The organism is Nonomuraea sp. NPDC050404 (assembly GCF_040655495.1).
GTDB lineage: Bacteria > Actinomycetota > Actinomycetes > Streptosporangiales > Streptosporangiaceae > Nonomuraea.
In genome coordinates this window covers 159,001-182,187 of record NZ_JBFAKB010000017.1, presented here as the reverse complement: position 1 = coordinate 182,187, position 23,187 = coordinate 159,001, and the positions used below count along the sequence as shown (strand labels likewise).

Sequence of the window (23,187 nt, the reverse complement as noted above, 5' to 3'; positions counted from 1 at the left end):
CAAGATATAGCCGGGACCAGGCAGAGGGCCATCACGCGGACCCACCAGCCAGCCAGCTTTCGTGGGCCCGGTACACCTTGCGCCAGAGCTTGTCCTTCTCATCGGCGCTGACGTCGTCCAGCGGCAGCAGGAAGACGTCGGCCAGCGCCGCGTAGTAGTCCCGCGCCGTGTCCAATGTCACCGAGTGCGCGCCGTTCCCCAGCCGGGAGAGCACCAGCCCGCGCAGGCTGTCCGTCCCGTACGCGTCGCGCCGCTGCACCGCGCACACGCGTACGAACCCGGACTCGGGGGACGTGGTCAGATGGCGATGCATCTCGGCAAAAGCTGACATTTCCGTCGGCTCGGGGCCGAAATCCATGCCGTCGAACGAACCGCCAGGATCGTGATCGAATCGCCACCCGCCGCGCGCGACCTCCGACGGGCGCAGCGCGTACCCGAAAGGGCCCTGCCGGTAGGAGCCCGCGACCAGGGGCAATGGCAGGTGCAGGGCGTCGCCGAGGCCGACGTCCACCAGCCACTCGCCGCCCGGGTTGGCCTCCGATGGCAGGCCGCGCACGGTCAGCACCAGGTGGTTGCCGCTGATGCCCGGCTCCTTGCCGCGGCTCTGCACCCCGCCGACGTGCCGGGTCACCTCATAGCCCAGCGAGAGCAGGAGCTGCGAGAACGCGCCGTTGAGGTGGTAGCAGTAGCCGCCACGGCCCCCGATGATGCGCCCGGCCGACTCCACGGGATCGACGGTGGTCGGGCGGCCGAGCCAGATCTCCAGCGCCTCGTACGAGACCTTCTCGACATGCGCGGAGTGCAGCGCGTGCAGCGCTTCCGCGCTGATGGGAGCGTCCCCTGAAGCGGGCAGGCCGAGACGGCGGAGGTATGCGGCGGTGTTCACCCGCCAAGTCTGCACCGTATATGCACGAATTTGGGAGTGTCGTCTGCACAGCCCGCTTCTAGTCTTTCGTACGTGGCAGAGCAGCGACGCATCCTCGTGGTCGAGGACGACGTGACGATCGCGCTTGCCGTACGGAACAGGCTGGCGGCCGAGGGCTTCGACGTCAGAGTGGCGGGCGACGGGCACGACGCCCTCGTCCAGTACGGCAACGCGGAACCGGACCTGGTGATCCTCGACCGGTTGTTGCCCGGTCTCGACGGGCTGGAGGTGTGCCGCAGGATGCAGGCGGCCAGGCCGGTGCCGGTCCTCATGCTGACCGCGCTCGGCGAGGAGACCGACGTGCTGGTCGGGCTGGGGGTCGGGGCCGACGACTACCTGGCCAAGCCGTTCAGCATGCGGGAGCTGGTGGCCAGGATCCACGCGCTGCTGCGGCGCGTGGAGCGGGCGGCCCAGCTCGCGGCCGAGGACACGGTGATCAGGGTCGGCGAGGTCGAGATCGACACCGCCGCCCGCCGAGTGTTCGTGCGCGGCGCGGAGGCGCAGCTCACCAGGACCGAGTTCGACCTGCTGCGCCGCCTGGCCGAACGCCCAGGACAGGTCTTCGAGCGCGACCGGCTGCTGTCCGACGTCTGGGGCTTCTCCGAGGCGGCGGCCACCAGGACCGTGGACAGCCACGTGCGCGCGCTGCGCCGCAAGCTGGGCTCCGACGTCGTACGCACGGTGCACGGCGTGGGCTACGCCCTGGTACGGCGATGAACCCGCTCGACTTCCTCGGCCGGATCAAGGTCAAGCTCGGCATCGTGATCGTGCTGGCCGTGGGCACGGCGTTCGTGGTGAACGAGGTCGGCATCAACTCCGGCTGGTCGCGCGAGGTGCGCATCGCGGTCGCGGTGATCCTGGCGCTGATCATGGTGCAGGTGCTGGCCATGGGCATGACCAAGCCGCTGCGCCAGATGGCCAGCGCCGCCCAGACCATCGCCAAGGGCAGCTACACCCTGCGCGTCGGCGCCACCTCGCGGGACGAGGTGGGCGAGCTGGCCAGGGCGTTCAACGCGATGGCGGCCGACCTCGGCGAGGTGGACCGGCAGCGCCGCGAACTCGTCGCGAACGTCAGCCACGAGCTGCGCACCCCCATCACCGGCCTGCGCGCGGTCCTGGAGAACGTCGTGGACGGCGTCTCCGCCCCCGACCCGGTCACCATGCGCACCGCGCTGGCCCAGACGGAACGCCTCGGCCGCCTCGTCGCCCAGCTCCTGGACCTGTCGCGGCTGGACTCGGGCACCCGCCTGATCGAGGCCGAGCCGGTGGAGCTGGCGCCGCTCATCGAGCAGGCGGTCAGGGAGGCGGCGCTGGCCCGCGAGGACGTGGCGATCCGGCCGTCCATCCCCGACGACCTGGGGGTGCGCGCCGACCCCGACCTGCTGTCCCAGATCCTGGCGAACCTCCTGGACAACGCGGTACGCCACAGCCCGCCCGGCGGGGTGGTGAGCGTCGGCTGCGTGGCCGACGGCGACGGGGTACGGCTCGCGGTCGCCGACCAGGGGCCCGGGATTCCCGCCTCGGCCAGGGGGCGCGTGTTCGAGCGTTTCTCCCGGCTGGACGCGGGGCGGGCGGCCGACTCCGGGGGCGCCGGGCTTGGGCTGGCCATCGTGAAGGAGATCGTCGAACTGCACGGGGGATCCATTCACATCGACGACTGTGCCGGGTGCCGGATGGTCGTCGAATTACCTGGGAGGACGACGATGGCTGACGTGCCATTGACGCCAGAGCTTGGCACGGGGAATGACGAGCGGCCCGAGCCGCAGGACGTACGGGGTGAGAAGGCCGCGGACCTCGCGGCGAGCGCCCCTGTCGCGGTCGGCACCGCCTCGGGCGGCGCCCCGGCGGACGTGGCAGCCGCCGCGACCGGCGCGGACGCCGCCGGTAGTGGTAGCGGTCCCGAGCTGAACGGCGTCGGCGCGAGCGCTCCCGCCGCGACCGGTGTTGCCCCGCCCGGTGCCGGTGCCGGTGCCGGTGCCGGTGTGGGTGTGGGCGCGCAAGCTGCGACCGGCGTTGGTGTGGGCGGTCCTGTTGCGCCCGGTGCCGGTGTTGTCCCGCCTGGTGTCGGTCCGGGCGGAATTGCTCCGCCCGCCGTCCCGACCGGTCCTTACGTGCCGCGGGCGCCGTCCCCGGCCGGCAGCCTGGCCAAGATGATCGCCGGCGGGGTCATCGGGGTGCTGATCGGGTTCATGACGGGCATGTTCGCCGCCGTCATCGCCAGCGTGACCATCGGCGACGAGATGGCCCTGGTCACGCTCATCGGCTGTACCGCGCTCATGGGAGCGGTCGGCGCCGCCCTGGGCGCGGGTTCGGGACGGCGGGCGGCGGCCGCGGCGTACCAGGCGGGGGCGCCGACCAGGAACCAGGCGGGTCCGCCGCCGCCCTACGTGCCGCCGCCGCTCTTCCCCAGGCCGGACCTGCCCGAGCCGCCCCGCTGGCTGCTGCCGGCCGCCGCCGGGGCGGGCGTGTTCGCGGCGGTCGCGCTGCCCGAGGCGCAGATCGGGCTGGGCATCGTGCTGGTCGCGATGGTGCTGGGCGCGGCGGCCCTGCCCGCCGTGATGCGGCGGATGACGCCGTGGACGGTGGCGTTCGGGGCGACGGCGTACCTGCTGGTCTCCATGGCGGCGGTGCGCGACGCCGACTGGCTGGTCGCGATCCTGCTCGTGGCGGGGGCCGGACTGGGCGCGCTGGCCGTCTCCGGGGCGGGCGCCGGTTGGCTGGGCGTGATCAGGGGTGGCGCGTCCGTGCTGCTCGCGCTCGGGCCGGCGCCGTGGTTCCTGGCCAGGCCGGTCAAGCGGCTGACGGCGCGGCGCAGCGTGTTGCCGATGGTGGCCGCGCTGGGCATCACGGCGGTGCTGCTGCTGGTGTTCGGGCTGCTGTTCGCCTCGGCGGACGCGGTGTTCGCCACGTACGTGGAGCGGCTGACCACCACGCCGGACTGGGCGGAGTCGATCCCGGGACGGATCTTCCTGTTCGCGCTGTTCGGCGTGCTGCTGGTGGCGACGGTGCTGGTCGCGTTGCGGCCGGTCGTGGACCCGGTGGGCCCCGACACGAAGTTCCGGGTGAACAGGAGCATCTGGCTGGTGCCGCTCACGGCGGTGAACCTGCTGTTCGCCTCGTTCGTGGCGGTGCAGATCACGGCGCTGTTCGGCGGCAACACGCTGGTGCTGAAGACGGCGGGGCTGACCTACGCCGAGTACGCCAGGCAGGGCTTCTTCCAGCTCGTGGTGGTCAGCGTGTTCGTGCTGGCCATCGTGGCGATCGTGGCCGGGGTGCTCAGGGTGGAGCGGGGCGAGCGCTGGCTGCTGGCCGCGCTGCTCGGCGTGTTGTGCGGGCTGACCATGGTGATCCTGGCCTCCGCGCTGCACCGGATGAACCTCTACACCGACGCCTACGGACTGTCCCGGCTGCGCCTGTCGGTGCAGGCCACGGTCTGGTGGCTGGGCGCGCTGTTCGCGCTGGTGCTGCTGGCGGGCGCGGCGCGGCTGACCGGGCGCGGCTCCGGATGGTTGCCCCGTACGATCGTGCTGGTCACCGGGCTGAGCCTGAGCCTGTTCGCGTTCGTCAACCCCGACCTGCGGGTCGCCGAGACGCAGGTGCAGGTGCGCGGCGTCACCAACATGGACTCCGACTACCTCGGCGACCTCGGCGCGGAGGCGGTGCCGGCCCTCGACCGGCTGCCCGAGCCGCAGCGCAGTTGCGTGCTCTCGGGCGTGGTCAGGGCGAACGGGCTGGACCGGCCAGACCCGTGGAACGGCTGGAACCTGGCCCGCTCCCTGGCCCGCGACGTGCTGGCCGAGCGACCCGTGCGAGAGGGGCTCGAGTGTTCGGAGAGGGCCACGCCGGTCCCTGATTAAATCGCAGGCGTGACCTTCGACATAGTGATCAGCGGCGGCCGGGTGCTCGACGGTACGGGCGCCCCGCCGTACCGGGCGGACGTGGGGATCTCCGGCGATCGGGTCGCGGCGGTCGGCAGGCTGGACGGCGCCGGGGCGGGCACGGTGATCGACGCGGGCGGGCGGTTCGTCGCGCCGGGCTTCGTGGACTGCCACGCCCACGGCGACGCCGCCGTGTTCGACCCCGGCGTGCAGCGGGCGGCGTTGCGGCAGGGGGTCACGACGTTCGTGCTCGGGCAGGACGGGCTGTCCTTCGCGCCGGGCTCCGCCGCGACCGTCGCCTACGCCTCCCGGTACTTCGCGGCCGTCAACGGGGCACTGACCGACGGGCCGCTGACGGTGGCGGAACTGCTCGACGGGTACGACGGCGCGGTCGCGCTGAACACCGCGTACCTGCTGCCCCACGGCACCATCCGCTACGACGTCATGGGTCCCTCGCCCGACCGGGCCGAGCCGGGCGAGGTGGCCGGGATGTTGCGCCGCGTCGAGCGGGGCCTGTCGGAGGGCGCGGCCGGGTTGTCGAGCGGGCTGGAGTACCTGCCGGGCCGTTACGCCGACGCCGAGGAGCTGGCCGCCCTGTGCGCGCCGCTCGGCGGCCTGCCGTACGTCACCCACATGCGCGCCTACGGCGAGCGGGCCGGCGTGGGCATGGCCGAGGTGGTGGAGATCGCGCAGCGTTCAGGCGCGGCCGTGCACGTCTCGCACCTGCACGGGCCGGCGGGCGTGTTGCTGCCGCTGGTCGAGGAGGCGCTCGGCAAGGGCGTGGACCTCACCTTCGACACCTATCCCTACCTGCGCGGCAACACGATTCTGGCGATGGTGGTGCTGCCGCCGTCCGTGCCGGGCGCGGACACGGAGGCCGCGCTGGAGATGATCGCCTCCGACGCGCTGGACGACTGGTGGCCGACGCAGGCCCAGGTCTGGCCCAGGCTGACCGTCTCGCACGCGCCCGGCCTGGAATGGGCCGAGGGGCTGAGCATGGTGGCGGCGGCCGAGCGGGCGGGCGCCGAGCCGGCCGCGTTCTGCCGCGACCTGCTGACGCGGACGCGGCTGGAGGCGGGGGTCGTCATCGCCCGTCCCGACGAGGGACCGCGGGGCGAGGAGTCCGTACGCGCGATGCTCCGCCACCCCTCGCAGACCGGCGGCTCCGACGGCATCTACGTGGGCGGGCATCCGCACCCGCGCGGGTTCGGGGCGTTCGCCAGGTATCTCGGCAGGCACGTCAGGGAGCTGGGCGACTGGACGTGGGAGCAGGCCGTGACACACCTGGCCGCGCATCCCGCCAGGCGGTTCGGGCTGGCGGACCGGGGGCTGCTGCGGCGCGGGTTCGCCGCCGACGTGGTGGTGATCGACCCGGCCGTGGTGGCGGACGCGGCCACGTACGCGGCTCCGCGCGCGCTCGCGGAGGGCATCGACGAGGTGCTGGTCTCCGGCGTGCGGGTGCTGGCCGGCGGTGAGCTGACCGGCGCCACTCCGGGACGCGCGCTGCGACCGTCGTGAGCGATAGGGTCGGACCGGACGAAGGGGGTGTTGTGCCGGCGATTCTCGGTCAGTCGGTCTTCGACGGCGGCCTCGAATTTCCCGCGATGGTCGTGCACAGGGACGCGCTGCAGCACAACGTCGCGACGATGGCGGCCTTCGTCCGCGACCACGGCATGGAGCTCGCGCCCCACGCCAAGACGCACATGTCCCCCGAGATCGCGGCGATGCAGCTCGCGGCGGGCGCCTGGGGGCTCACCGCGGCGACACCCCGGCAGGCGGAGGCGGCCAGGGGCTTCGGGGCCCGCCGGATCTTGGTGGCCAACCAGGTCGTCGATCCAGCCGGGCTCACCTGGGCCGCGCACGAGCTGGAGGCCGACCCCGCGTTCGAGTTCCTGAGCTTCGCCGACTCCGTCGCCGGGGTGGACATCCTCGCCGCGCACGCCGGCTCCCGGCCGTTCCGGGTGCTGGTGGAGCTGGGGCACGAGGGCGGGCGGGCCGGGTGCAGGACCCTCGACGGGCTGATGAGGGTGGCCGCGCACGCGCAGGGGACGCCGGGCGTCGAGCTGGCCGGGGTCGCGGGTTACGAGGGCGGGCTCCGTACGGCCGAAGAGGTCCGGAAATATCTGGACTCGTTGCGGGAGGCCGTCGAGTACGTCCGGGTCAGGAACCCCATCCTGACCGTGGGCGGCAGCCAGTGGTTCGACGTGATCGGCCGCGAACTGGTCGCGACCCAGGCCAGGATCCTGCTGCGGAGCGGCGCCTACGTCACCCACGACGACGGCTACTACCGTGAGCGCACGCCGTTCAACCGCATCGACGGGGAGCTGCGCCCGGCGCTGGAGGTGTGGGCGCACGTGTTGTCCGTGCCCGAGCCGGGCCTGGCCATCGTGGGCATGGGCAAGCGGGACGCCCCCTACGACGAGGGGTTGCCGATCCCGCGCCGCGGCGGCGTCACGATCATGAAGATGCAGGATCAGCACACCGTGGTCCGCGCGACCGGGCTCAAGCCCGGCGACCTGCTGGCCTTCGGCATCTCCCATCCGTGCACGGCGTTCGACAAGTGGCGCTCTCTGCCGCTGGTGGACCGGGACTACCGTGTCGTTGGCACGATACGCACCGATTTTTAGGGAGATTTCGTGAAAAAGGAGCTCAGGACTTCGGAGGGCGCGGCGCCCATCGGCGCCTACTCGCAGGGGCTCGTCGTGGGCGACTTCGTCTACACCTCCGGCGCGGGGCCGCTCGACCCGCAGACCGGCGAGGTCGTCGGTGACGACGTCGCCACCCAGACGCACCAGGTCATGCGCAACCTCGGCGCCATCCTGGCCGCCCACGGCCTCGGTTTCGACGACGTGGTCAAGGCCACGGTCCACCTGCAGCACCTCAAGCGGGACTTCGCCGCGTACAACGAGGTGTACAAGTCGTACTTCAACCAGCCCTTCCCGGTGCGCACGACCGTGGGGTCGGAGCTGATGGACATCCTGGTGGAGATCGACTTCGTCGCGCACAAGAGCGCTTAAGGTCGTGCTGTGGACAGTTCGGTGTACGTCTTCGTCGAGGACCTGCGCGGCGAGGGCGTCGAGCGGGTGCTCGACAGGATCAGCGGGTACGGCGTCTCCGGCATCACCGTCGGCGCCGTGCACCACGCCTCCCGCGACGTCACCCCGCACGGGCTGTCCAGGCTGACCCTGCGCCACGACGGGGCGCACTTCACCCCGTCACCCGGCCTGTTCGACGGGCTCAGGCTGACGCCCGTGCCCGGCTTCCCCGACGCCTTCGACGGGCTCGCCGAGGAGTGCGCGAAGCGGTCCATGAAGCTGCACGGCTGGACGGTCTTCCTGCGCAACGCCACGCTCGGCACCCGGCACCCGGACGTGACCGTGCGCGACTGCTTCGGCGACCGCGGCTCGCTCACCGACCTGTGCCCCGCCCACCCCGACGCCCGCGAGTACGCGGTCGCGCTGGCCAGGGCGGTGGCCAGGCTCGGCGTGGACAGCGTGGTGGCCGAGTCGCTGCACTTCAGGCCGCTCAAGCCGCAGCGCTCGTTCGTGCCGCTCGGACCGATGGACCACTACCTGTTCGGGCTCTGCTTCTGCGACTACTGCCTGCGCCGGGCCACCGACCTGGGGGTCAACGCCGAGGTGGCGCGGGAGGAGTGCGCACGGATCGTGGGCGGGGTCTTCGACGGCGATCCTCCGGCGCAGGGCGAGGTGACCAGGGCGGCGCTGACCGCGTACGCGGGGCCCGACGTGGTGGCCTACGCCCGAGCCCGCTCCGAGACCGTCACCACGCTGGTGTCGGAGGTGGCGTCCGCGGTCGCCGATGAGGGCTCCAAGCTGGTGTTCGTCGACTCGACCGGCGCGGTCAAGGGCTACACCGACGGGCTGCCGACGCCGGGCCTGGCCGCGCACGACGCCTGGCAGCTCGGGGTGGACCTGGTGGCGCTGGGAGACCTCGTGCCCGCGTTCGGGGTGCTGGCCTACGCGCGTGACGCGGCGCGGGTGGCCGACGACGTGGGGGCCTACCTGCGGTCGGTCGGCAAGGACCGCGAGGTGCGGGCCGTGCTGCGGCCCGGTCATCCCGACAGCGACTCCGCCGACCGGCTGGTGGCCAAGGCTCGCGGGGCGAAGGCGGCCGGGGCGCTGGCGGTGGACTTCTACGCGTACGGGCTGGTGCCGCACCCGGTCCTCGACCGCATCCCGGCCGCACTCTCGTCGTAGCCGATCTAATTCAGGTTCTTCTGCCTGACCTGCCACGGGCCCGCGCACAGCCCGCAACCCGGGCCGACGAACATGGCCTTGGCCGCGGCGTCGTCCTTGAGCTGCCACTTCAGCCAGGCCGCGCCGACCCGGCCGAACTCGCCGCCGTTGGGCTGGGCGTAGGTGCCGTAGTGGCCCACGTCCAGGTTGCCCATGAACGCGGGCAGCGCTGCGGGCAGGCGGTTCCAGTCGTCGATCGCGTTCTCGTAGGCGATGTCGCTCGGGCCGCCGATGAAGTAGCCGATCGGCGCGCGCAGGCGGGCGAGCTGCGCCTTGTCCCGTGCGCTCATGAAGCCGCTGTTCCAGATGCCGGTGGTGTCGACGCGGGGGTCGTCCGACACTTCGTACGCCTCGATGCCGCCGCACGACTGTCCCATGACCGCGACCTTCGTGGTGTCGATCCGGCCGCGCAACCTGCTGGTCGTGCGGCCGTTCTCGGCGATGGCCCAGTCGATGGCGTCGATCAGCATGTCCGAGTCGGTGCTGCCGGTGCCGCCGGGGCGGCCGTTGGCGATGACCAGGAAGCCGTGCGAGGCCAGCTCCTTCAGGAAGAGCTCGAACCAGGTGCCGTCGGCCCGGCAGGCGCCGTTGCCCCAGGCCACGATGGGCAGTTGTAAGCCGGTGGGCAGGGTGGCCGGCCGGTAGATCGTGTGGCGGGGCAGGCGCAGGGTGGTCTCGTAGTCGGCGGGATAGGGGCCTGAGCCTCCTGGGGCCGCGTACGCGGGAGCGGCCGGCACGGTCAGGAGTGCGGCGGCCGTCACGATCCCGGCCCCCACGGCGGTGAGGCGTCGGATGAGCTGCCCGAGCTGCATGGATCCTCCTGGGGTGGGTCGACTCGGTGCCGCGACCTTCGCACAGGCGGTAAGGGCCATCAATGCTCTGCGGGAATGACTGGTGATAGTACCGATGCCGACCGTCATAAAAACGGTCACCTTCTGCCGGATCCCGCGAACGCCGTGGCCACACCCAGGCCGAGGTAGACGACGCCGCTGACGTACCGGAGCGTGGTGGCCCCGCGGCTCAGGCGGCCGGCCAGGGCGCCGGCGGTGAAGGCGTACACGAGGTCAGAGATCAGGCCCAGGACCAGCAGTGTGAGGCCGAACAGCGTCACCTGCAGCGCGGGCGAGCCCGCGTCCGGGTCCACGAAGTGCGGCAGGAACGCCAGGAAGAACAGCGCCATCTTGGGGTTGAGCAGGTTGACCAGCACACCTTCGAGGTACACCTTGCCCAGTGGTTGCGGGATCGGGCTGCCCGCCTCCGCGTCCTTGCCGGTGAAGGCGCGGATGCCCAGGTAGACGAGGTAGGCGACGCCGGCCCACTTGATGATGGCGAACAGCGTGGCCGACTGCGCGATCACGTACGACAGGCCCGCGGCGGCCGCGGCGATGTGCACGAGTGTGCCGGTCTCCACCCCGAACGCGCTGGCCAGGCCCGCCGCCCGGCCCTGGGCCAGGCCCCTGGCGGCGATGTAGAGGTGGTTCGGGCCAGGAATCAGCACGAGCGTGAGCGAGGCCATCACAAAGAGGGCGAAAGTCGTGGGAGGTATCACAAACCAGCAGCGTAGAATGGTTTTGGTATGTCGAAGAGAGCCAATCCAGGGCCCGGTTTCCGGTCCAATTTTCTGTCAGCGGAGCATGGCATAGTTTCCAGCGTGAACGGTCTTCTCGTCGGGCGCTCCGCGGAGCTGGCCGGGCTGGTGCGGGCGCTCGCCTCCGCCGCCGGGGGCCTGGCCGGGGTGGCGCTCGTCGGCGGGGACGCCGGGATCGGCAAGACCCGGCTGATCACCGAGCTGGTCGGCGAGGCCCGCGAGCGCGGCTTCAACGTGCTGGTCGGCCAGTGCGCCGAGCTCGGCGACGCGCTGCCCTACCTGCCGCTGGCCGACGCGCTGCGCGGCGCGGAGCCCGCCGTGCGCGAGGCCGCCGCCGCCCACCCCATGCTGGGCCAGCTCCTGCCGGGCACGGAGAGCGCGCCCTCCACCGGGCTCACCCAGCAGCGGCTGTTCGGCTCGCTGCTCGGGCTGCTCGCCGACGTGCAGCCGGTGCTGTTCGTGATCGAGGACCTGCACTGGGCCGACCGATCCACCCGCGACCTGCTGGTCTTCCTCAGCCGCATGGTGCAGAGCGAGCGGGTCTGCGTCGTCGGCACCTACCGCACCGACGACCTGCACCGCCGCCATCCGCTGCGGTCCGTGCTGGCCGAGCTGAAGCGCCTGCCCACCGTGACCAACGTCGAGCTGGGGCCGCTGGCCTCGGGCGCGATGTCCGACTACATCGCCAGTCTGGGCGACGTCGACGCCCAGGGGCTCGGCCTCATCGTCTCCCGCGCCGACGGCAACCCCTTCTACGCCGAAGAGCTGTTCGCGGCCATGGCCGAGGGCGACAGCCTGCCCGACGGGCTGGCCAGCCTGCTGCTGTCCAGGGTCGAGGTGTTGTCGGAGGCCGGGCAGCGGGTGCTGCGGGCCGCCGCCGTGGCCGGGCGCAGGGTGGAGGACGAGCTGCTGCGGGAGGTGGCGGGGCTGCCGCTGGCCGAGTTCGAGGAGGCGGTCAGGGAGATCGTCTCGCGCGGGCTGCTCAAGGTCAGGGGTCACGGCTACGCCTTCCGCCACGCCCTGCTCCAGGAGGCCGTCTACACCGACCTGCTGCCCGGCGAACGCACCAGGCTGCACGCCGCCTTCGCCCGCCTGCTGACCTCCCCGGCCGAGCTGGCCCACCACCACCTGGCGGGCCACGACCTGCCGGGGGCGCTCGCCGCCTCCGCCGAGGCGGGCCGGGCGGCCGAGCGGGTCGGGGCGCCCGCCGAGGCGCACAGCCACTACGACCGCGCGCTCAGCCTGTGGGAGCGGGTGGACGACGCCGCAGGGCTGGCCGGGGAGAGCCGCGCGGAGCTGGCCTTCCGCAGTGCCGTCATGGCCGCCGACAGCGGCGACAACCACCGGGCCGCCGCCCAGCTACGCGTGTTGCCGCAGACGTCCGAGGTGAGTGAGCGGCTGGCGTACTACCTCTACGAGCTCGACGACAGGGAAGGCGCGATCGCCGCCGCCCAGCAGGCGGTCGACAGCGCGGAAGAGCCGGCCATGCTGGCCCGCGCGCTGGCCAGCTACGGCCGCGCGCTGCTGTGGAGCCCGCGCCACCAGGAGGTCGAGTCCATGTGCGCCAGGGCACTGGAGACCGCCCGCGCGGCCGGGGCCAGGGACGCCGAAGTGGGCGCGCTGCTCACGCTGGGCACGTTCGTCGAGCGGCGCGGCGAGCTGGACAGGGCCCGCGAGCTGATCGAGACCGCCGCCAAGTCGCTGCCCAGCGGCAACCTGGCGATGGACCTGCGGGCCCGCTTCCAGCACGCCCGCATCCAGTACGAGCAGGGGCTGCTTGCGCCGGCCGCCGAGGCGGCCGACGAGGGCATCCGGGTGGCGTCGGAGACCGGGCTCAAGTGGAGCACCTACGGCACCGACCTGCGCTTCCTGCGCTTCCTCGTCCACTACGTGGCCGGTGAGTGGGACCAGGCCGAGGCGGTGGCGGCGGGTTTCGGCGCGCGGGTGGGCACGGTGCCGGAGGCCACGCTGTCGTCGTTCGCGCTGTTCATCGAGGTGGCGCGGGGGTTGCCCGCGGTCGAGGGCAGGCTGGGCTGGTTGCGGCCCTTCTGGTCCGACGAGCTGGTCTCCTACATGTCCAGGGGTCTGGCGGCCGAGCACGCGTTGTGGCACGGCGACCCGGCGACCGCGCTCGACCACGTGCGGGCGGTCATCGCCGAGCAACTCGACGGCGACCCCGGCAACGTGCGCATGGCCGCCGTCGGGCTGTGGGCGCTGGCCGACCTGGGCACCACCGAGGGCGCCGACGACCTGCTCGCCCGCGCCCGCCTGGCCGTCGAGGCCGGTGTCACTGGCGACGGCGGGCATCTGGGCCCCGAAGGGCTGGGCTGGGCGCTGCGGGTGGAGGCCGAGTGGCAACGCGTGCACGGGCGGCTGGACGTGCCGTCGTGGCGGCGGGTGGTCGAGGCGTTCGACTTCGGGTTCGTGTACGAGGCGGCGCGGGCCCGATGGCGTCTGGCCGAGGCGCTGCTGGCGGCCGGGGACCGGGGGGCGGCGCAGGCGGAGTGGGAGCTGGCCAGGGAGACGGCGGGCAAGCTGCGCGCCGTGCCGCTGGAGAACGCCCTGCTGGACTTCGGCCGCCGCGCCCGCTTCGGCAGCGGCCCTGCGGGCACCGCCCGCGCCGACGCCGGTTCCGGTGGTGGGGCCGGGTCAGCGGGTGGCGGTGGGCTGACGGCCAGAGAGGTCGAGGTGTTGCGGCTGGTCGCCGAGGGGCTGACCAACCGGGAGATCGCTGAGCGGCTGTTCATCGCGCAGAAGACGGTGAGCGTGCACGTCTCCAACATCCTGGGCAAACTCGAAGTCTCCACCCGCACCCAGGCCGCCGCCACAGCCCGCCGCCAGGGCCTACTGCCCTGACCACCGCCACCGGTCGGTGAGGGCTGCTGCCTTGACCACCGCCACCGGTCGGTGAGGGCTGCTGCCTTGACCACCGCCACCGGTCGGTGAGGGCTGCTGCCCTGACCTTCCGCACCCAGGCCGCCGCCAGGGCCTCGGTGGGTCAGCTTGTCAGGGTCTGGCCGCGCGAGAGGATGGAGGTGGCGCGGTCGGTCTGCAGGTAGGCGTGGAAGTTCGGGGCCTTTGTACGAGCCGACTTGTCCGCGGTGACGATCGTCATGACCACGTACCGCTTGGCGGAGCCCGAGAGGATCTTGCCGTAGGCGTAGCTGGGCAGCGCCTTGTCCTGGCGCCACTTGACGGCGTTCGACGACAGCGTGGCCAGGCGGTCGGCCGTGATCTTGGCGGCCTGGTCGTTGGGGAAGGACATGACGAGCTGGACCGCCTTGAGATGGCCGCCGTAGGCGGAGTAGGCGAGCTGCACGGCCCGCTGGCACCTGTTCTTGACCAGCACGCCCTGGCTGTCCAAACCCTTGCAGGAGCTGTAGGTCCAGCCGGCGACCTTATCGGCCTCGAACTTGACGCCGCCCTGGGTGAAGGTCCAGTCGTCGAACTCGTTGTGGGTGATCGGAGTGCCGGACTGGGCCGGTGTCGAGGTGGGCTGGGTGTTGGTGGGCGAGGTGGACTCGGGCGGGGTGGACTGGGGTGGGGCCGTCGTAGGGGCCTGCGGCGGTGAGGCCGACTCGCTGGGGGACGAGGTGCTGGGGGAGGTGCTGGGCAGGGCGACTGTTGGGGCGGGGCCCGGGGCGCTCAGATAGGCGTAGGCCGCCGCGCCGCCGCCCACGACGAGCACGGTCAGCCCAGCGGCCAGGCCGACGATCAGCCCGGTGTTCTTCTTGGCGGGAGGTTTGGGTGGGTAGCCCGTCGGTGCGAACGGCCCTTGCCCGGGCTGCGTAGGCCCCTGGCCCTGAGGCGGACCGTAATTCTGGGGCTGGCCGCCGTAACCCTGAGGCGGGCTCTGGCGGGGGCCCTGGGGCGGGCTCTGAAGTGGGCCTTGAGGCGGGGTCTGGTGCGGGCTTTGGTGTGGGCCTTGAGGCGGGCCGTAGCCCTGGGGCTGGCCGTGATTCTGGGGTGGGCCGTACCCCTGTGCGGGCCCGTACCCCTGCTGTGGCGGCGCCCCCTGACCCGGCGGCGGTCCGTAACCCTGTCCGGGTCCGTACCCCCGCCCCTGTGCGCCGCCGTCCCACGGCCCTGGCTCGTGGGGCTGGGGTTGCGTCGGCTGCGGAGGGTATGCCATTCCCCCATTGTGGTGTAGGCCATTACCTTCTGCCTCAAATACCCCCACATAAGGTCATCGACGAAGGTAAGCCCAACAGCTACCAAGGTCTGATGCCGCCCCCGTACGCGGAGCCGTACGTTCGGCCACATGACGGAACTGCTCACGCCGCCCGCCACCCGAGTCCACGAGATAGACGTGGTACGCGGCTTCGCCCTGGCGGGAATCCTGGTCGCGAACATCGGCTACTTCGCCGATCCCGGATACGCCGTCAACGGCACCATGACCCTCCCGGAAGGCCCGGTGGCCACGGCCATCACCGCCCTCGTGCTGACCAAGTTCTACGTCATCTTCTCGTTCCTGTTCGGCTACTCCTTCACGCTGCAGATGCGCTCGGCCGAACGGGCGGGCGCGAGCGTGACCGCCAGGACCCTGCGCAGGTGCCTGGGGCTGTTCGTGATCGGCGTGGTGCACGGCCTCCTGCTGTGGATAGGAGACATCCTCACCCTGTACGCCGTGCTCGGCCTGATCCTGCTCGCCATGCGCAACATCCGCCCGAGAACCGCCGTCATCATCGGCTCGACCATCATCGGCGTGCTGAGCCTGCTGATGGCCGCGCTGGCGTGGTTGTCCACCCTCGACCCGTCGCTCGCCCAGCCCCCTCCCGCCGACACCGCGGCGGCAACTCGCGCCCTGGCCCTGGCCACCGGCGGGCCGCTGGACTTCCTGACCCTGCAGGTGGAGACCTATCCGTCGCTCATGGCGATGATCTGGGCCTTCCAGGGGCCGATAGCGCTGGCGATGTTCCTGTTCGGGCTGGCGGCGGGCAAGTCCAGGCTGCTGGAGGAGACCGGGCGGTGGTGGCGTCTCGCGCCGCGGATCCAGTGGATCGGCTTCGGCCTGGGCCTGCCCGGCGGCATCCTGCTCACGATGACGGCCAATGTCCCCGGGGTGTGGGAGCTGGTGGGACTGGCGGTGAGCACGGCCACCTCGGTGTTGCTGGCCGCCGCGTACGTGGTGACCCTGCTGCGGGTGGTCAGGCGCTTCCCGGCCGCCGGGCGCGCCCTGGCCCCGGCCGGCCGGGTGGCGGCCTCCAACTACGTCGGGCAGTCGCTGCTGGCCTGCCTGATCTTCACCGGATACGGCCTGGCGCTGGCGGGCAAACTCGCGCCGATCGCCGTGATGGGCGTGGCCCTGGCGATCTACACGCTCCTGCTCTGGCTGAGCGCACGCTGGCTGCGTACCCACCGCTATGGCCCGATCGAGTACGTCCTGCGCCGCGTGACCAACTGGGCTTAGGCGACCGCGACGTACCGGCGCCGCCACCGGCCCGGCGCCAGCCCGAACTGCCGCTTGAAGGCGTTGCCGAAGGCGAACTCCGACCCGTACCCCACCCGCTCGGCCACCTGCGCCACCGACACGTCGGACTCGCGCAACATGCGGGCCCCCGCCATCAGCCGCCACCAGGTCAGGTACGCCAGCGGCGGCTGCCCGACCAGCCCCGTGAAGCGGCGGGCGAAGCCGGCGCGCGACATGCCCGCGTGAGAGCCGAGCGACTCGACCGTCCAGCGGCGGGCCGGCTCGCGGTGGATGGCGTCGAGCGCGCGGCCGATGCCGGGATCGGCCAGCGCGGCGGCCCAGCCGGACAGCGTGCAGGGCTCTTCCTGGGTGTCGAAGTAGGCGCGCAGCACGTACAGCTGCAACATGTCGAGCAGGGACGACACGACGGTGTCCGTGCCGGGACGCGGGGTGTCGATCTCGGCGGCCAGCAGTTCGACGGCGGCCCGCAACTCAGGATGGCGGCCGAGCGTCGCGGGCAGGTGGATCACGCCGGGCAGCGAGTCCAGGATCGGGTGCGTCCTGTCGAGGTCGAGCCGGTAGCCGCAGGACAGGATCACGGTCTCGGCGCCGTCGCCGCCGGAACCGGCCGAGGTGAACAACTCGGAGTGCGCGTCGCAGTCGGACTCGACCAGCGTCCGCGTGGGATCGTCGGCCAGCCCGAACGCGTCGCCGTGCGGCAGGAACACCAGGTCGCCCACGCTGAGCGCCACGGGCTCGCCCTCCGGGGGCAGGAGCCAGCAGGACCCGCGCAGCACCATCTGGAAACCGGCGGACCCGGGCGCCACGGGGAACGACACCCCCCAGGGCGCCCGCCAGGAGACGCGGGCGGAGGTGGGACGCCCGCACCGCATGAAGGCCACCACGTCGCTCAGCAAGTCCATGCGACGAGTCTATGCCCTGAGACGCTGGCTTATAAATGTTGGACAGTAGCGCATTCAATATCTCATCCAGTCTCCCTACGGTTGGTTCCAGTAACCGATTGAGGGAGCATTGACATGCTGAAGATAGGCATCATCCTGGGCAGCACCCGTCCCGGCCGCAACGGCGAGGTCGTGGCGAACTGGGTCCGGGACCTGGCGGTCAAGCGGGGCGACGCCGAGTACGAGATCGTCGACCTGAAGGACTTCGAGCTGGGCAACCTGGACGAGCCCCAGCACCCCGCCACGGGCATCTACGAGCACGAGCGCACCAAGCGGTGGTCGGCCAAGATCTCGTCGCTGGACGCGTTCCTGATCGTGACCCCGGAGTACAACAACTCCTACCCCGGCGGGCTCAAGAACGCCCTGGACTTCCTGTACACGGAGTGGAACAACAAGGTGGCCGGCTTCGTGGGCTACGGCGTGGACGGCGCGCCCCGGGCGATCTCGCACCTGCGCCACGTCCTGGGCCTGCTCAGCGTGGCCACCGTGTCGAACCAGGTCGGGTTGTCGATCCACACCGACTTCGCGGACGGCTTCAAGCCCGCCGACCACCACGAGGACCGGCTGAACCTCGTCCTCGACCAGGTCCACGCCTGGGGCACCGCGCTGCAGCCGCTGCGCGTCTGAACCGTATGTATTTCTCCCTGTTCGCTCGCCCTCTTGGAGAGCACCATCCTGAGGGGGAGGTGAGCCGAGATGGCGGTGGCATGGGGAGCGGTACGAGGAAAGGTCGTCTTCGACAGCACCCAGCAGCAGATGTTCATGGAGCGGCAGTCGTCCGGATTCTCCTGGACGGGCACCCGCTCGCTGCTGCTGACCGACCAGCCCGCCGTGTACGTGCACGACACCGGCGGGCTCGGTAACCCGGTCGTCACCAAGCTGGACCCGGCGGCCGACCCCGACGCCACGATCGAGCTGGTCGACGCCAGCACCAGGCTCGTGGCCGACCTCCGGCTGCCCCAGGGCCGGACCGTCGAGCTCACCTCCGGCGTACTGCTCCCGCCCGCGCTGGCCGCACTGACCGGCCTGCGCGGCAGGCTCATGCCGGGCGCCGACGCGACGGACTTCATCAGCCCGTGCGCGGTCTCCATCACCCCACGGTACGAGGCCGAGCCCGGCGCGGACGACGAGAGCGCCCCCGCCGAGCTGGCCGCGTACGTCGTGGTCGCGGGTGGCCGCCTGCAGTTGCGCAGCCGCGGCCGCATCCCGCTGGAATGGCCCGTGAACCGGGTCACCGTTACCCCCGCCGGGCCGAGCGCGGTCGAGCTGCGGGGCGGCGCCCTGCTCGGCGGGCACTTCCTCACCGGGGTGACCCTGCACCTCGTGACCGCCCAGGTCAGGAAGGCGTTCCTGGCCGTCATGAGGTCGGCGGGGCCGCAGGCGCGCACTGTGGGCACCTCCGCGCCGGTGTCGCTGCGCGGGCTGGGCGGCGCGGGGACGGCCAAGGCCGACTGCGTGCTGAGCGAGCACGCGCTGGAGTTCCAGGCAGCCGACACACAACGGGTGCTCGCGCACTTCGACCTGGGCGACCGCCAACTGCGCATCGCCGGTACGGCCGAGCGGTTCGTCGTCTTCAGCCCCGCCCACGGGCCGGTGGCGGTGGAGTGCGACTCCGAGCCCTTCGGGCGGCGGCTGCACGGCAACACCGAGGTCAGGGCCGCCGCCGAGCGCACGCTGGGCTCCGGGGTGCTGCCGGCCGAGCTGGCCGACGGGCGGCCGGTCGCGTGCGCGTTCGCGCCCGACGGCATGCGCGTCAAGGGCGGCGGGGTCAACGTGCGGATCCCGTACGAGGCGATCAAGACGGTCGAGGGGCGGCCGGCACTGCCGCGAGCCGAGCTGCGGCTGCAGACCGAGCGCACCGACCTGCGGGTCGTCGCCCAGCCCGAGCTGGTGCAGGCGCTGCACACCGAGGTCAGGGCGTGGAGCAACGCGCGGGCGAGCGCGGCGCAGGTGCCCGGCATGTTGCGCGCGGCCGTCGGGCTGGAGGAGGACTACCTTCTCTACACCGTGTTCGGCCCCTTCTACGAGCTGCACGCGGCGCTGCTCGGCGACGTCGGCGCGGACGGGCTCGGCGCCCCGCTCACGCTGCCCGAGACCGGCGACGAACGCTCCCGCGTGGCCACCGTCCTGCAGGTCGGGCTCAACGAGCTGCAGACCCACCTCGACCAGGTCTCCTCCGTCCTGCCCGCCTTCCTGCGGCACCGCGACGCCCAGCTGCTGTCGGCCGTCACGGGCGGCGCCGAGCCGGACTGGCTGAAGGCCGGTGAGTCGCGGCTGCGGGCCGCGCTCGCCCCCGCGCAGCGCGCCGCCGCCGAGACCGGGCAACTGGCCGCGCAGCTCTCCCGCGTGATGGACCTCGACCCCGAGGCGCTGCCGAAGGTCAGCTACGCGGGGGCGGCGTTGTCGCTGGGTGCCGCCGCGCTGCTGAATCCGGTGTTCGCGGTGTCGGGCATCTCGCAGGCGTACTCGTCGCACGCCCAGGGCGAGCAGCGCAAGGCACAGGTGACCGCCGCGGCCGAGCGCGGCTGGGTGGTCGTGCTGGAGCGGTGGAACGCGCTGGTCGGCACGTCGTTGCCGGTGCTGGCGTACGTGCTGACCGAGAACGTGTTCGGCCTGCGGTGGGAGAGCGCGCGGCGCATCGGCCAGGAGCTCGCCGCCGCCCCGCCGGCCGCGCGCCCGCCGGTGTTGCGGGCCGTGGCGCGCCGCCTGGCCGTGCTGGACGTGATGCGCCGTTATCCGGGCGGTTCCGGGGTACGGCTGCGGCGCGGCGAGATCGCCGATCACCTGCGTGCCGCCCGTGAGGCCGTACGGACGCCGCGCTTCGTGGACTTCTGACCCCTTTTGCGGAGGTCGATCATGACCCTGTTCAGCAGCCAGTTCGATCGGGTGCGTGCGGAGTCGCGCGCCTACACGGGGGAGGCGTCGGAGACCCGCTTCTGGGTTCCGGCCGTCGTCGCTCTTGGCGCCGCCGCCGCCCTGGCCGCCACCTCCGAAGGCGTTGAGGTCGGTGCCGAGGATGCGGCGGCCGGCTGGGGAGAGGGCTGGGACCAGGGCTGGGACGCGGGGGCCGTACCCGATAGTGAACCGGTCGCGGACGACGGCGGCGCATGGTCGCACAGTGGGGACTACACGGACGCCTCGGTCGGCGGGGACGGCGACTTCTTCTACTTCATCGACGGCGACAGCAGCCTGACCATCGGCTGAACCCGGCGGCCGCCCTTTGTATGGCGGTGGTTTGTCCTGCCTTGCGAAGGGGTGTCCGCCCTGCTCGCGGTGAGGCCGGACGATCTTTGTTGCCATCCTCCGGCGTGGGGTGGGCGGCCAGTGGATGATCTCGGACAAAACACCCCTGGCTAGACATTTTCCGGCGCAATAAGCAGTCCTCCAGGAAGGTCCATCGGACCCAAGTCCCACACGGAGGCACTCATGGATATTCGCTCAAGGCGACGAATCACGTACGCCGCTCTGGCCGGCGTGCTCGCGCTCGGCGGAACGGGGCTCACCATAGGAGTCGCGACGGCGCAGCCCGACAAGGAGGACCCGGGCCTGACCATGGTCGAGGAGGCCGCCGCGGAGAAGGACGGCTCGATGCCGGCCGCCGCCACCCCGAAGAAGGCCGACCCGGCGGAGGATGGCGAGTCGGAGGAGATCAGCGTCGCGGACGAGGCGGACGACGCGGAAGGAACCGAGGAGTCCTCCTCGGAGACCGGCGAGGAGGAGACCGGCGAGGAGGAGACCGGTACCGAGTCCGAGTCCGACTCCGAGACCGAGTCCGAGTCCGAGCCCGAGGACGGCGAAGAGTCGGACGAGTCCGAGTCGGAGGGCGCCGAGGAGGCCGAGCCCTCGGAGGAGGCCGACCTCGAGGCCGTCGAGGGTGAGGAGGTCACCGACACGACGGATGCCGAGGAGGAGCAGGCCACCGCCGAGCTCACCGCGGAGCAGGCCCGCTGCCCGTTCACCACGATCTACCAGGGCAGCGTCAAGCAGATGCTGACCAAGCGGGAAGGTGGCGCGCGGACGAAGGCGTACAACGCCGGTGAGAAGACGAAGAGGGGCAAGGACCGGAAGATCGTCACCATCGGCATCGGCTTCAACATGAGCCGCGGTGACGCGCGAACCATCGTCAACCGCATCCTCAGCGAGACCAGCCCGCAGTCCGAGCAGGCCGACATCAAGTCCGGCAAGGCGTTCGACGACCTCAAGGCCGGGGTGACGGAGCTGACGGAAGAGCAGGTGTCGATGTTGTTCGAGGTCTCCTACGAGGAGGCCAAGGACCTGGTCACGCGCCGGGGCATCGAGAGCTTCGACAAGATGCCGCGGGCCGTGCAGGCTGCCTTGATCGACGTGGCGTACATGCGGCCGGGCAACATCAACGACATCGCCGACGAGGTCAACCTGGCGAGCCAGGCGGCCACGGCCAAGAAGCAGTCCCTCAGCAGCGCGAACTATGAGGCGGCGGCCAAGCGGCTGGAGACGTTCGGCAGGGTCGCCGCCAAGCGCGGGCAGGGCGGCAACAAGATCCGGTTCGATCAGGATGCCGCGATGCTGCGTAACAAGTGCTGAGGTTCCTCCACTGAGCCCTGTCGCAGGGGCTGTCCAGTGCCCGGGTTTCCACCGAAACCCGGGCACTATTTTTGTGCCCGCAGCCTTCGTTGCCCGCCGCCACCACCTTCCGCTTGTGCCCTGTGGCCTCTGCCCCGTGCCAGTGCCCCGCCTCGCCACGGTGGAGAAGAGTCACGGTCGGCTTCCCGGGCCGCCGGGGCGTGAACCTCACGAGTGGGGGCCGGAACATCAGGGGGCGGGCTCCGGAGGCGTCGTCCCGTACCCGAGGCTGCGGGCTTCGGAAGCGTCGTCCCGTACCCGAGGCGGGGGTTCCGGAAGCGTCGTCCCGGACCTGAGGCGGCGGCGGACACACAGACGCAAGCGCGAGCCATCCCCGACCGCGCAGAGTCCCTTGATGGCCAAAGGTTGGTGGCCGTGGACATCGTCCTCACCTGGCTGGTCATCGACGGGGCCCGTACTCAGGAATGGCTGGAACATCCGGACGCGCTTCGGCACCCGGGCCGCTCCCGAAGGAGAGCGCCGCCCGCCGATCGCGTCTTCACGAGAAGGGGAAACAGCATGAGAGCACCTTCCAAGCTTCGTCTCGCGGTGGCCGGGCTGACGGTCGGCGGTGTGCTGGCCGGCGGCGGCCTCATCGCGGGGACGGCGCAGGCGCAAGCAGCCGACCCGTTCGGCTTCGGCGGCGGTTCGCCGGGCGGTTCGTTCGACTTCGGCGGCGGTTCGTCGGGGGGCTCGTTCGACTTCGGGCTCACCCAGCCGCAGCCGACCACCCCCGGCAGCTCCGGCTCCGGCGGGCTCGGCGACTTCTTCAAGGACCTGGGCAAGGACCTGGGCAAGCAGCTCGGCAACCGGGCCATTGACGAGCTGCTCAACCGCAACCGCAACCGGGACAACGGCGGCAACACCCAGCCCAACACGACCCTGCCGAACCAGACCCTGCCCGGCACCTCACCGGGAGACGGCACCGTAGGGTCCGACGACCTGGGTCTGACCCAGCAGTTGCCCAGCACCACCAGCGCGGGCAAGCGCATCCCGGAAACGATCGACAGGGTGCTGCGTGAGGCCGGGATCAGCTTCGTGGACTGGCTGGTCAAGCGGCAGCCGGGAGACAAGCGCAAGGGATTCGGCTCGTTCAGGGAGCCGGACCGGTACTTCCGGGCGGAGCTGCAGCGGCAGTTCTGCCGTACCCCCGGCAGCGTCCGCCTGTTCGGTACGACGGTCGGCAGGGGCCGGTTCACGCCGCGGAGCTTCATCGGCGACGACAACCTGGGCAGGACGCTCGTCGTCGGCCGGAACTCGTTCCTGGTCCCGTCTGGCAAGAAGCTGAAGAGGTTCAGCGCGGTCAACTTCGTGTTCCTGTCGAAGAAGGACGCCGAGGTCCTCCGCCCGCAGCCCCGGGTCAACAGGAACCTGACCCTGGACGACCGCAGGTACTCCACGGACTTCCTGAAGAGGGGCGTCAAGTACACCGTGATCGCCCGGTACGTCAACACCTGCAACGAGCCGGTCGTGGACGTCCTTGGCAAGGTCAGGAGGCGATAGCCGAGAACTTTCCGGCTCGCCGTGCGCGCGGGTGGCTCCCCACCGGGGGCCACCCGCCGTCAT

18 protein-coding genes are annotated in these 23,187 nt (G+C 71.7%); 13 read left to right on the top strand and 5 right to left on the bottom strand.

Annotation, left to right across the window (positions count from 1 at the left end):
* Positions 1 to 31 precede the first annotated feature (31 nt).
* Positions 32 to 886, bottom strand: coding sequence for an arylamine N-acetyltransferase (locus AB0I81_RS39260; protein ID WP_360668037.1), 855 nt, complete (start codon positions 884 to 886; stop codon positions 32 to 34).
* Between the two features lie 72 nt (positions 887 to 958).
* Here AB0I81_RS39260 and AB0I81_RS39255 point away from each other — a divergent pair, with 72 nt between their 5' ends.
* Genes AB0I81_RS39255 through AB0I81_RS39230 form a run of 6 tightly spaced genes read left to right on the top strand, consistent with a single transcriptional unit; the run spans position 959 to position 9,020 of the window.
* Positions 959 to 1,642, top strand: coding sequence for a response regulator transcription factor (locus AB0I81_RS39255; RefSeq protein ID WP_360668034.1), 684 nt, complete (start codon positions 959 to 961; stop codon positions 1,640 to 1,642).
* Positions 1,639 to 4,782 carry a DUF4153 domain-containing protein gene (locus AB0I81_RS39250; protein WP_360668031.1) on the top strand — a complete coding sequence of 1,048 codons (3,144 nt, stop codon included), beginning with the start codon at positions 1,639 to 1,641 and terminating at the stop codon, positions 4,780 to 4,782. The genes AB0I81_RS39255 and AB0I81_RS39250 overlap by 4 nt, the downstream gene beginning before the upstream one ends.
* A 9-nt stretch (positions 4,783 to 4,791) precedes the next feature.
* Positions 4,792 to 6,321, top strand: a complete 1,530-nt coding sequence (locus AB0I81_RS39245; protein ID WP_360668028.1) for an amidohydrolase family protein — start codon at positions 4,792 to 4,794, stop codon at positions 6,319 to 6,321.
* A 32-nt stretch (positions 6,322 to 6,353) separates the two neighbouring features.
* Positions 6,354 to 7,430: an alanine racemase gene (locus AB0I81_RS39240; protein ID WP_360668025.1), complete on the top strand. Its 1,077-nt coding sequence runs from the start codon at positions 6,354 to 6,356 to the stop codon at positions 7,428 to 7,430.
* A 9-nt stretch (positions 7,431 to 7,439) separates the two neighbouring features.
* Positions 7,440 to 7,820 (top strand): Rid family detoxifying hydrolase, encoded by a 381-nt coding sequence (locus AB0I81_RS39235; protein ID WP_360668022.1) that lies wholly within the window; start codon positions 7,440 to 7,442, stop codon positions 7,818 to 7,820.
* A 9-nt stretch (positions 7,821 to 7,829) separates the two neighbouring features.
* On the top strand, positions 7,830 to 9,020 hold the full coding sequence (locus AB0I81_RS39230) for a hypothetical protein (RefSeq protein ID WP_360668019.1): 1,191 nt from the start codon (positions 7,830 to 7,832) through the stop codon (positions 9,018 to 9,020).
* Between the two features lie 5 nt (positions 9,021 to 9,025).
* Here the strand turns inward: AB0I81_RS39230 and AB0I81_RS39225 are convergent, their stop codons facing one another.
* Both AB0I81_RS39225 and AB0I81_RS39220 read right to left on the bottom strand, forming a co-directional pair.
* Positions 9,026 to 9,871 (bottom strand): alpha/beta hydrolase, encoded by an 846-nt coding sequence (locus AB0I81_RS39225; RefSeq protein ID WP_360668016.1) that lies wholly within the window; start codon positions 9,869 to 9,871, stop codon positions 9,026 to 9,028.
* Between the two features lie 116 nt (positions 9,872 to 9,987).
* On the bottom strand, positions 9,988 to 10,575 hold the full coding sequence (locus AB0I81_RS39220) for a LysE family translocator (protein WP_360668013.1): 588 nt from the start codon (positions 10,573 to 10,575) through the stop codon (positions 9,988 to 9,990).
* A gap of 135 nt (positions 10,576 to 10,710) precedes the next feature.
* Here AB0I81_RS39220 and AB0I81_RS39215 point away from each other — a divergent pair, with 135 nt between their 5' ends.
* Positions 10,711 to 13,503: an AAA family ATPase gene (locus AB0I81_RS39215; RefSeq protein ID WP_360668010.1), complete on the top strand. Its 2,793-nt coding sequence runs from the start codon at positions 10,711 to 10,713 to the stop codon at positions 13,501 to 13,503.
* 142 nt (positions 13,504 to 13,645) lie between these two features.
* On the opposite strand, the gene AB0I81_RS39210 is transcribed toward AB0I81_RS39215, so the two are convergent.
* Positions 13,646 to 14,335, bottom strand: a complete 690-nt coding sequence (locus tag AB0I81_RS39210) for a hypothetical protein (protein ID WP_360668008.1) — start codon at positions 14,333 to 14,335, stop codon at positions 13,646 to 13,648.
* 573 nt (positions 14,336 to 14,908) lie between these two features.
* On the opposite strand from AB0I81_RS39210, the gene AB0I81_RS39205 reads away from it, so the two are divergent.
* Positions 14,909 to 16,057, top strand: a complete 1,149-nt coding sequence (locus AB0I81_RS39205; RefSeq protein WP_360668005.1) for a DUF418 domain-containing protein — start codon at positions 14,909 to 14,911, stop codon at positions 16,055 to 16,057.
* On the opposite strand, the gene AB0I81_RS39200 is transcribed toward AB0I81_RS39205, so the two are convergent.
* Entirely contained in the window at positions 16,054 to 16,980 is a 927-nt protein-coding gene (locus tag AB0I81_RS39200) for an AraC family transcriptional regulator (RefSeq protein WP_360668002.1), read from the bottom strand. The genes AB0I81_RS39205 and AB0I81_RS39200 overlap by 4 nt on opposite strands.
* 114 nt (positions 16,981 to 17,094) lie before the next feature.
* Here AB0I81_RS39200 and AB0I81_RS39195 point away from each other — a divergent pair, with 114 nt between their 5' ends.
* From AB0I81_RS39195 to AB0I81_RS39175, 5 genes are all read left to right on the top strand, one after another.
* Positions 17,095 to 17,646, top strand: a complete 552-nt coding sequence (locus AB0I81_RS39195; protein WP_360668000.1) for an NAD(P)H-dependent oxidoreductase — start codon at positions 17,095 to 17,097, stop codon at positions 17,644 to 17,646.
* Positions 17,647 to 17,715: 69 nt separating this feature from the next.
* Positions 17,716 to 19,854 (top strand): hypothetical protein, encoded by a 2,139-nt coding sequence (locus AB0I81_RS39190; protein WP_360667997.1) that lies wholly within the window; start codon positions 17,716 to 17,718, stop codon positions 19,852 to 19,854.
* 21 nt (positions 19,855 to 19,875) lie between these two features.
* Positions 19,876 to 20,223, top strand: a complete 348-nt coding sequence (locus tag AB0I81_RS39185) for a hypothetical protein (protein WP_360667994.1) — start codon at positions 19,876 to 19,878, stop codon at positions 20,221 to 20,223.
* Positions 20,224 to 20,445: 222 nt separating this feature from the next.
* On the top strand, positions 20,446 to 21,582 hold the full coding sequence (locus tag AB0I81_RS39180; protein ID WP_360667991.1) for a hypothetical protein: 1,137 nt from the start codon (positions 20,446 to 20,448) through the stop codon (positions 21,580 to 21,582).
* A 558-nt stretch (positions 21,583 to 22,140) separates the two neighbouring features.
* A complete protein-coding gene (locus AB0I81_RS39175; RefSeq protein ID WP_360667989.1) occupies positions 22,141 to 23,124 on the top strand; it encodes a hypothetical protein in 984 nt (327 codons plus the stop codon).
* Positions 23,125 to 23,187 lie beyond the last annotated feature (63 nt).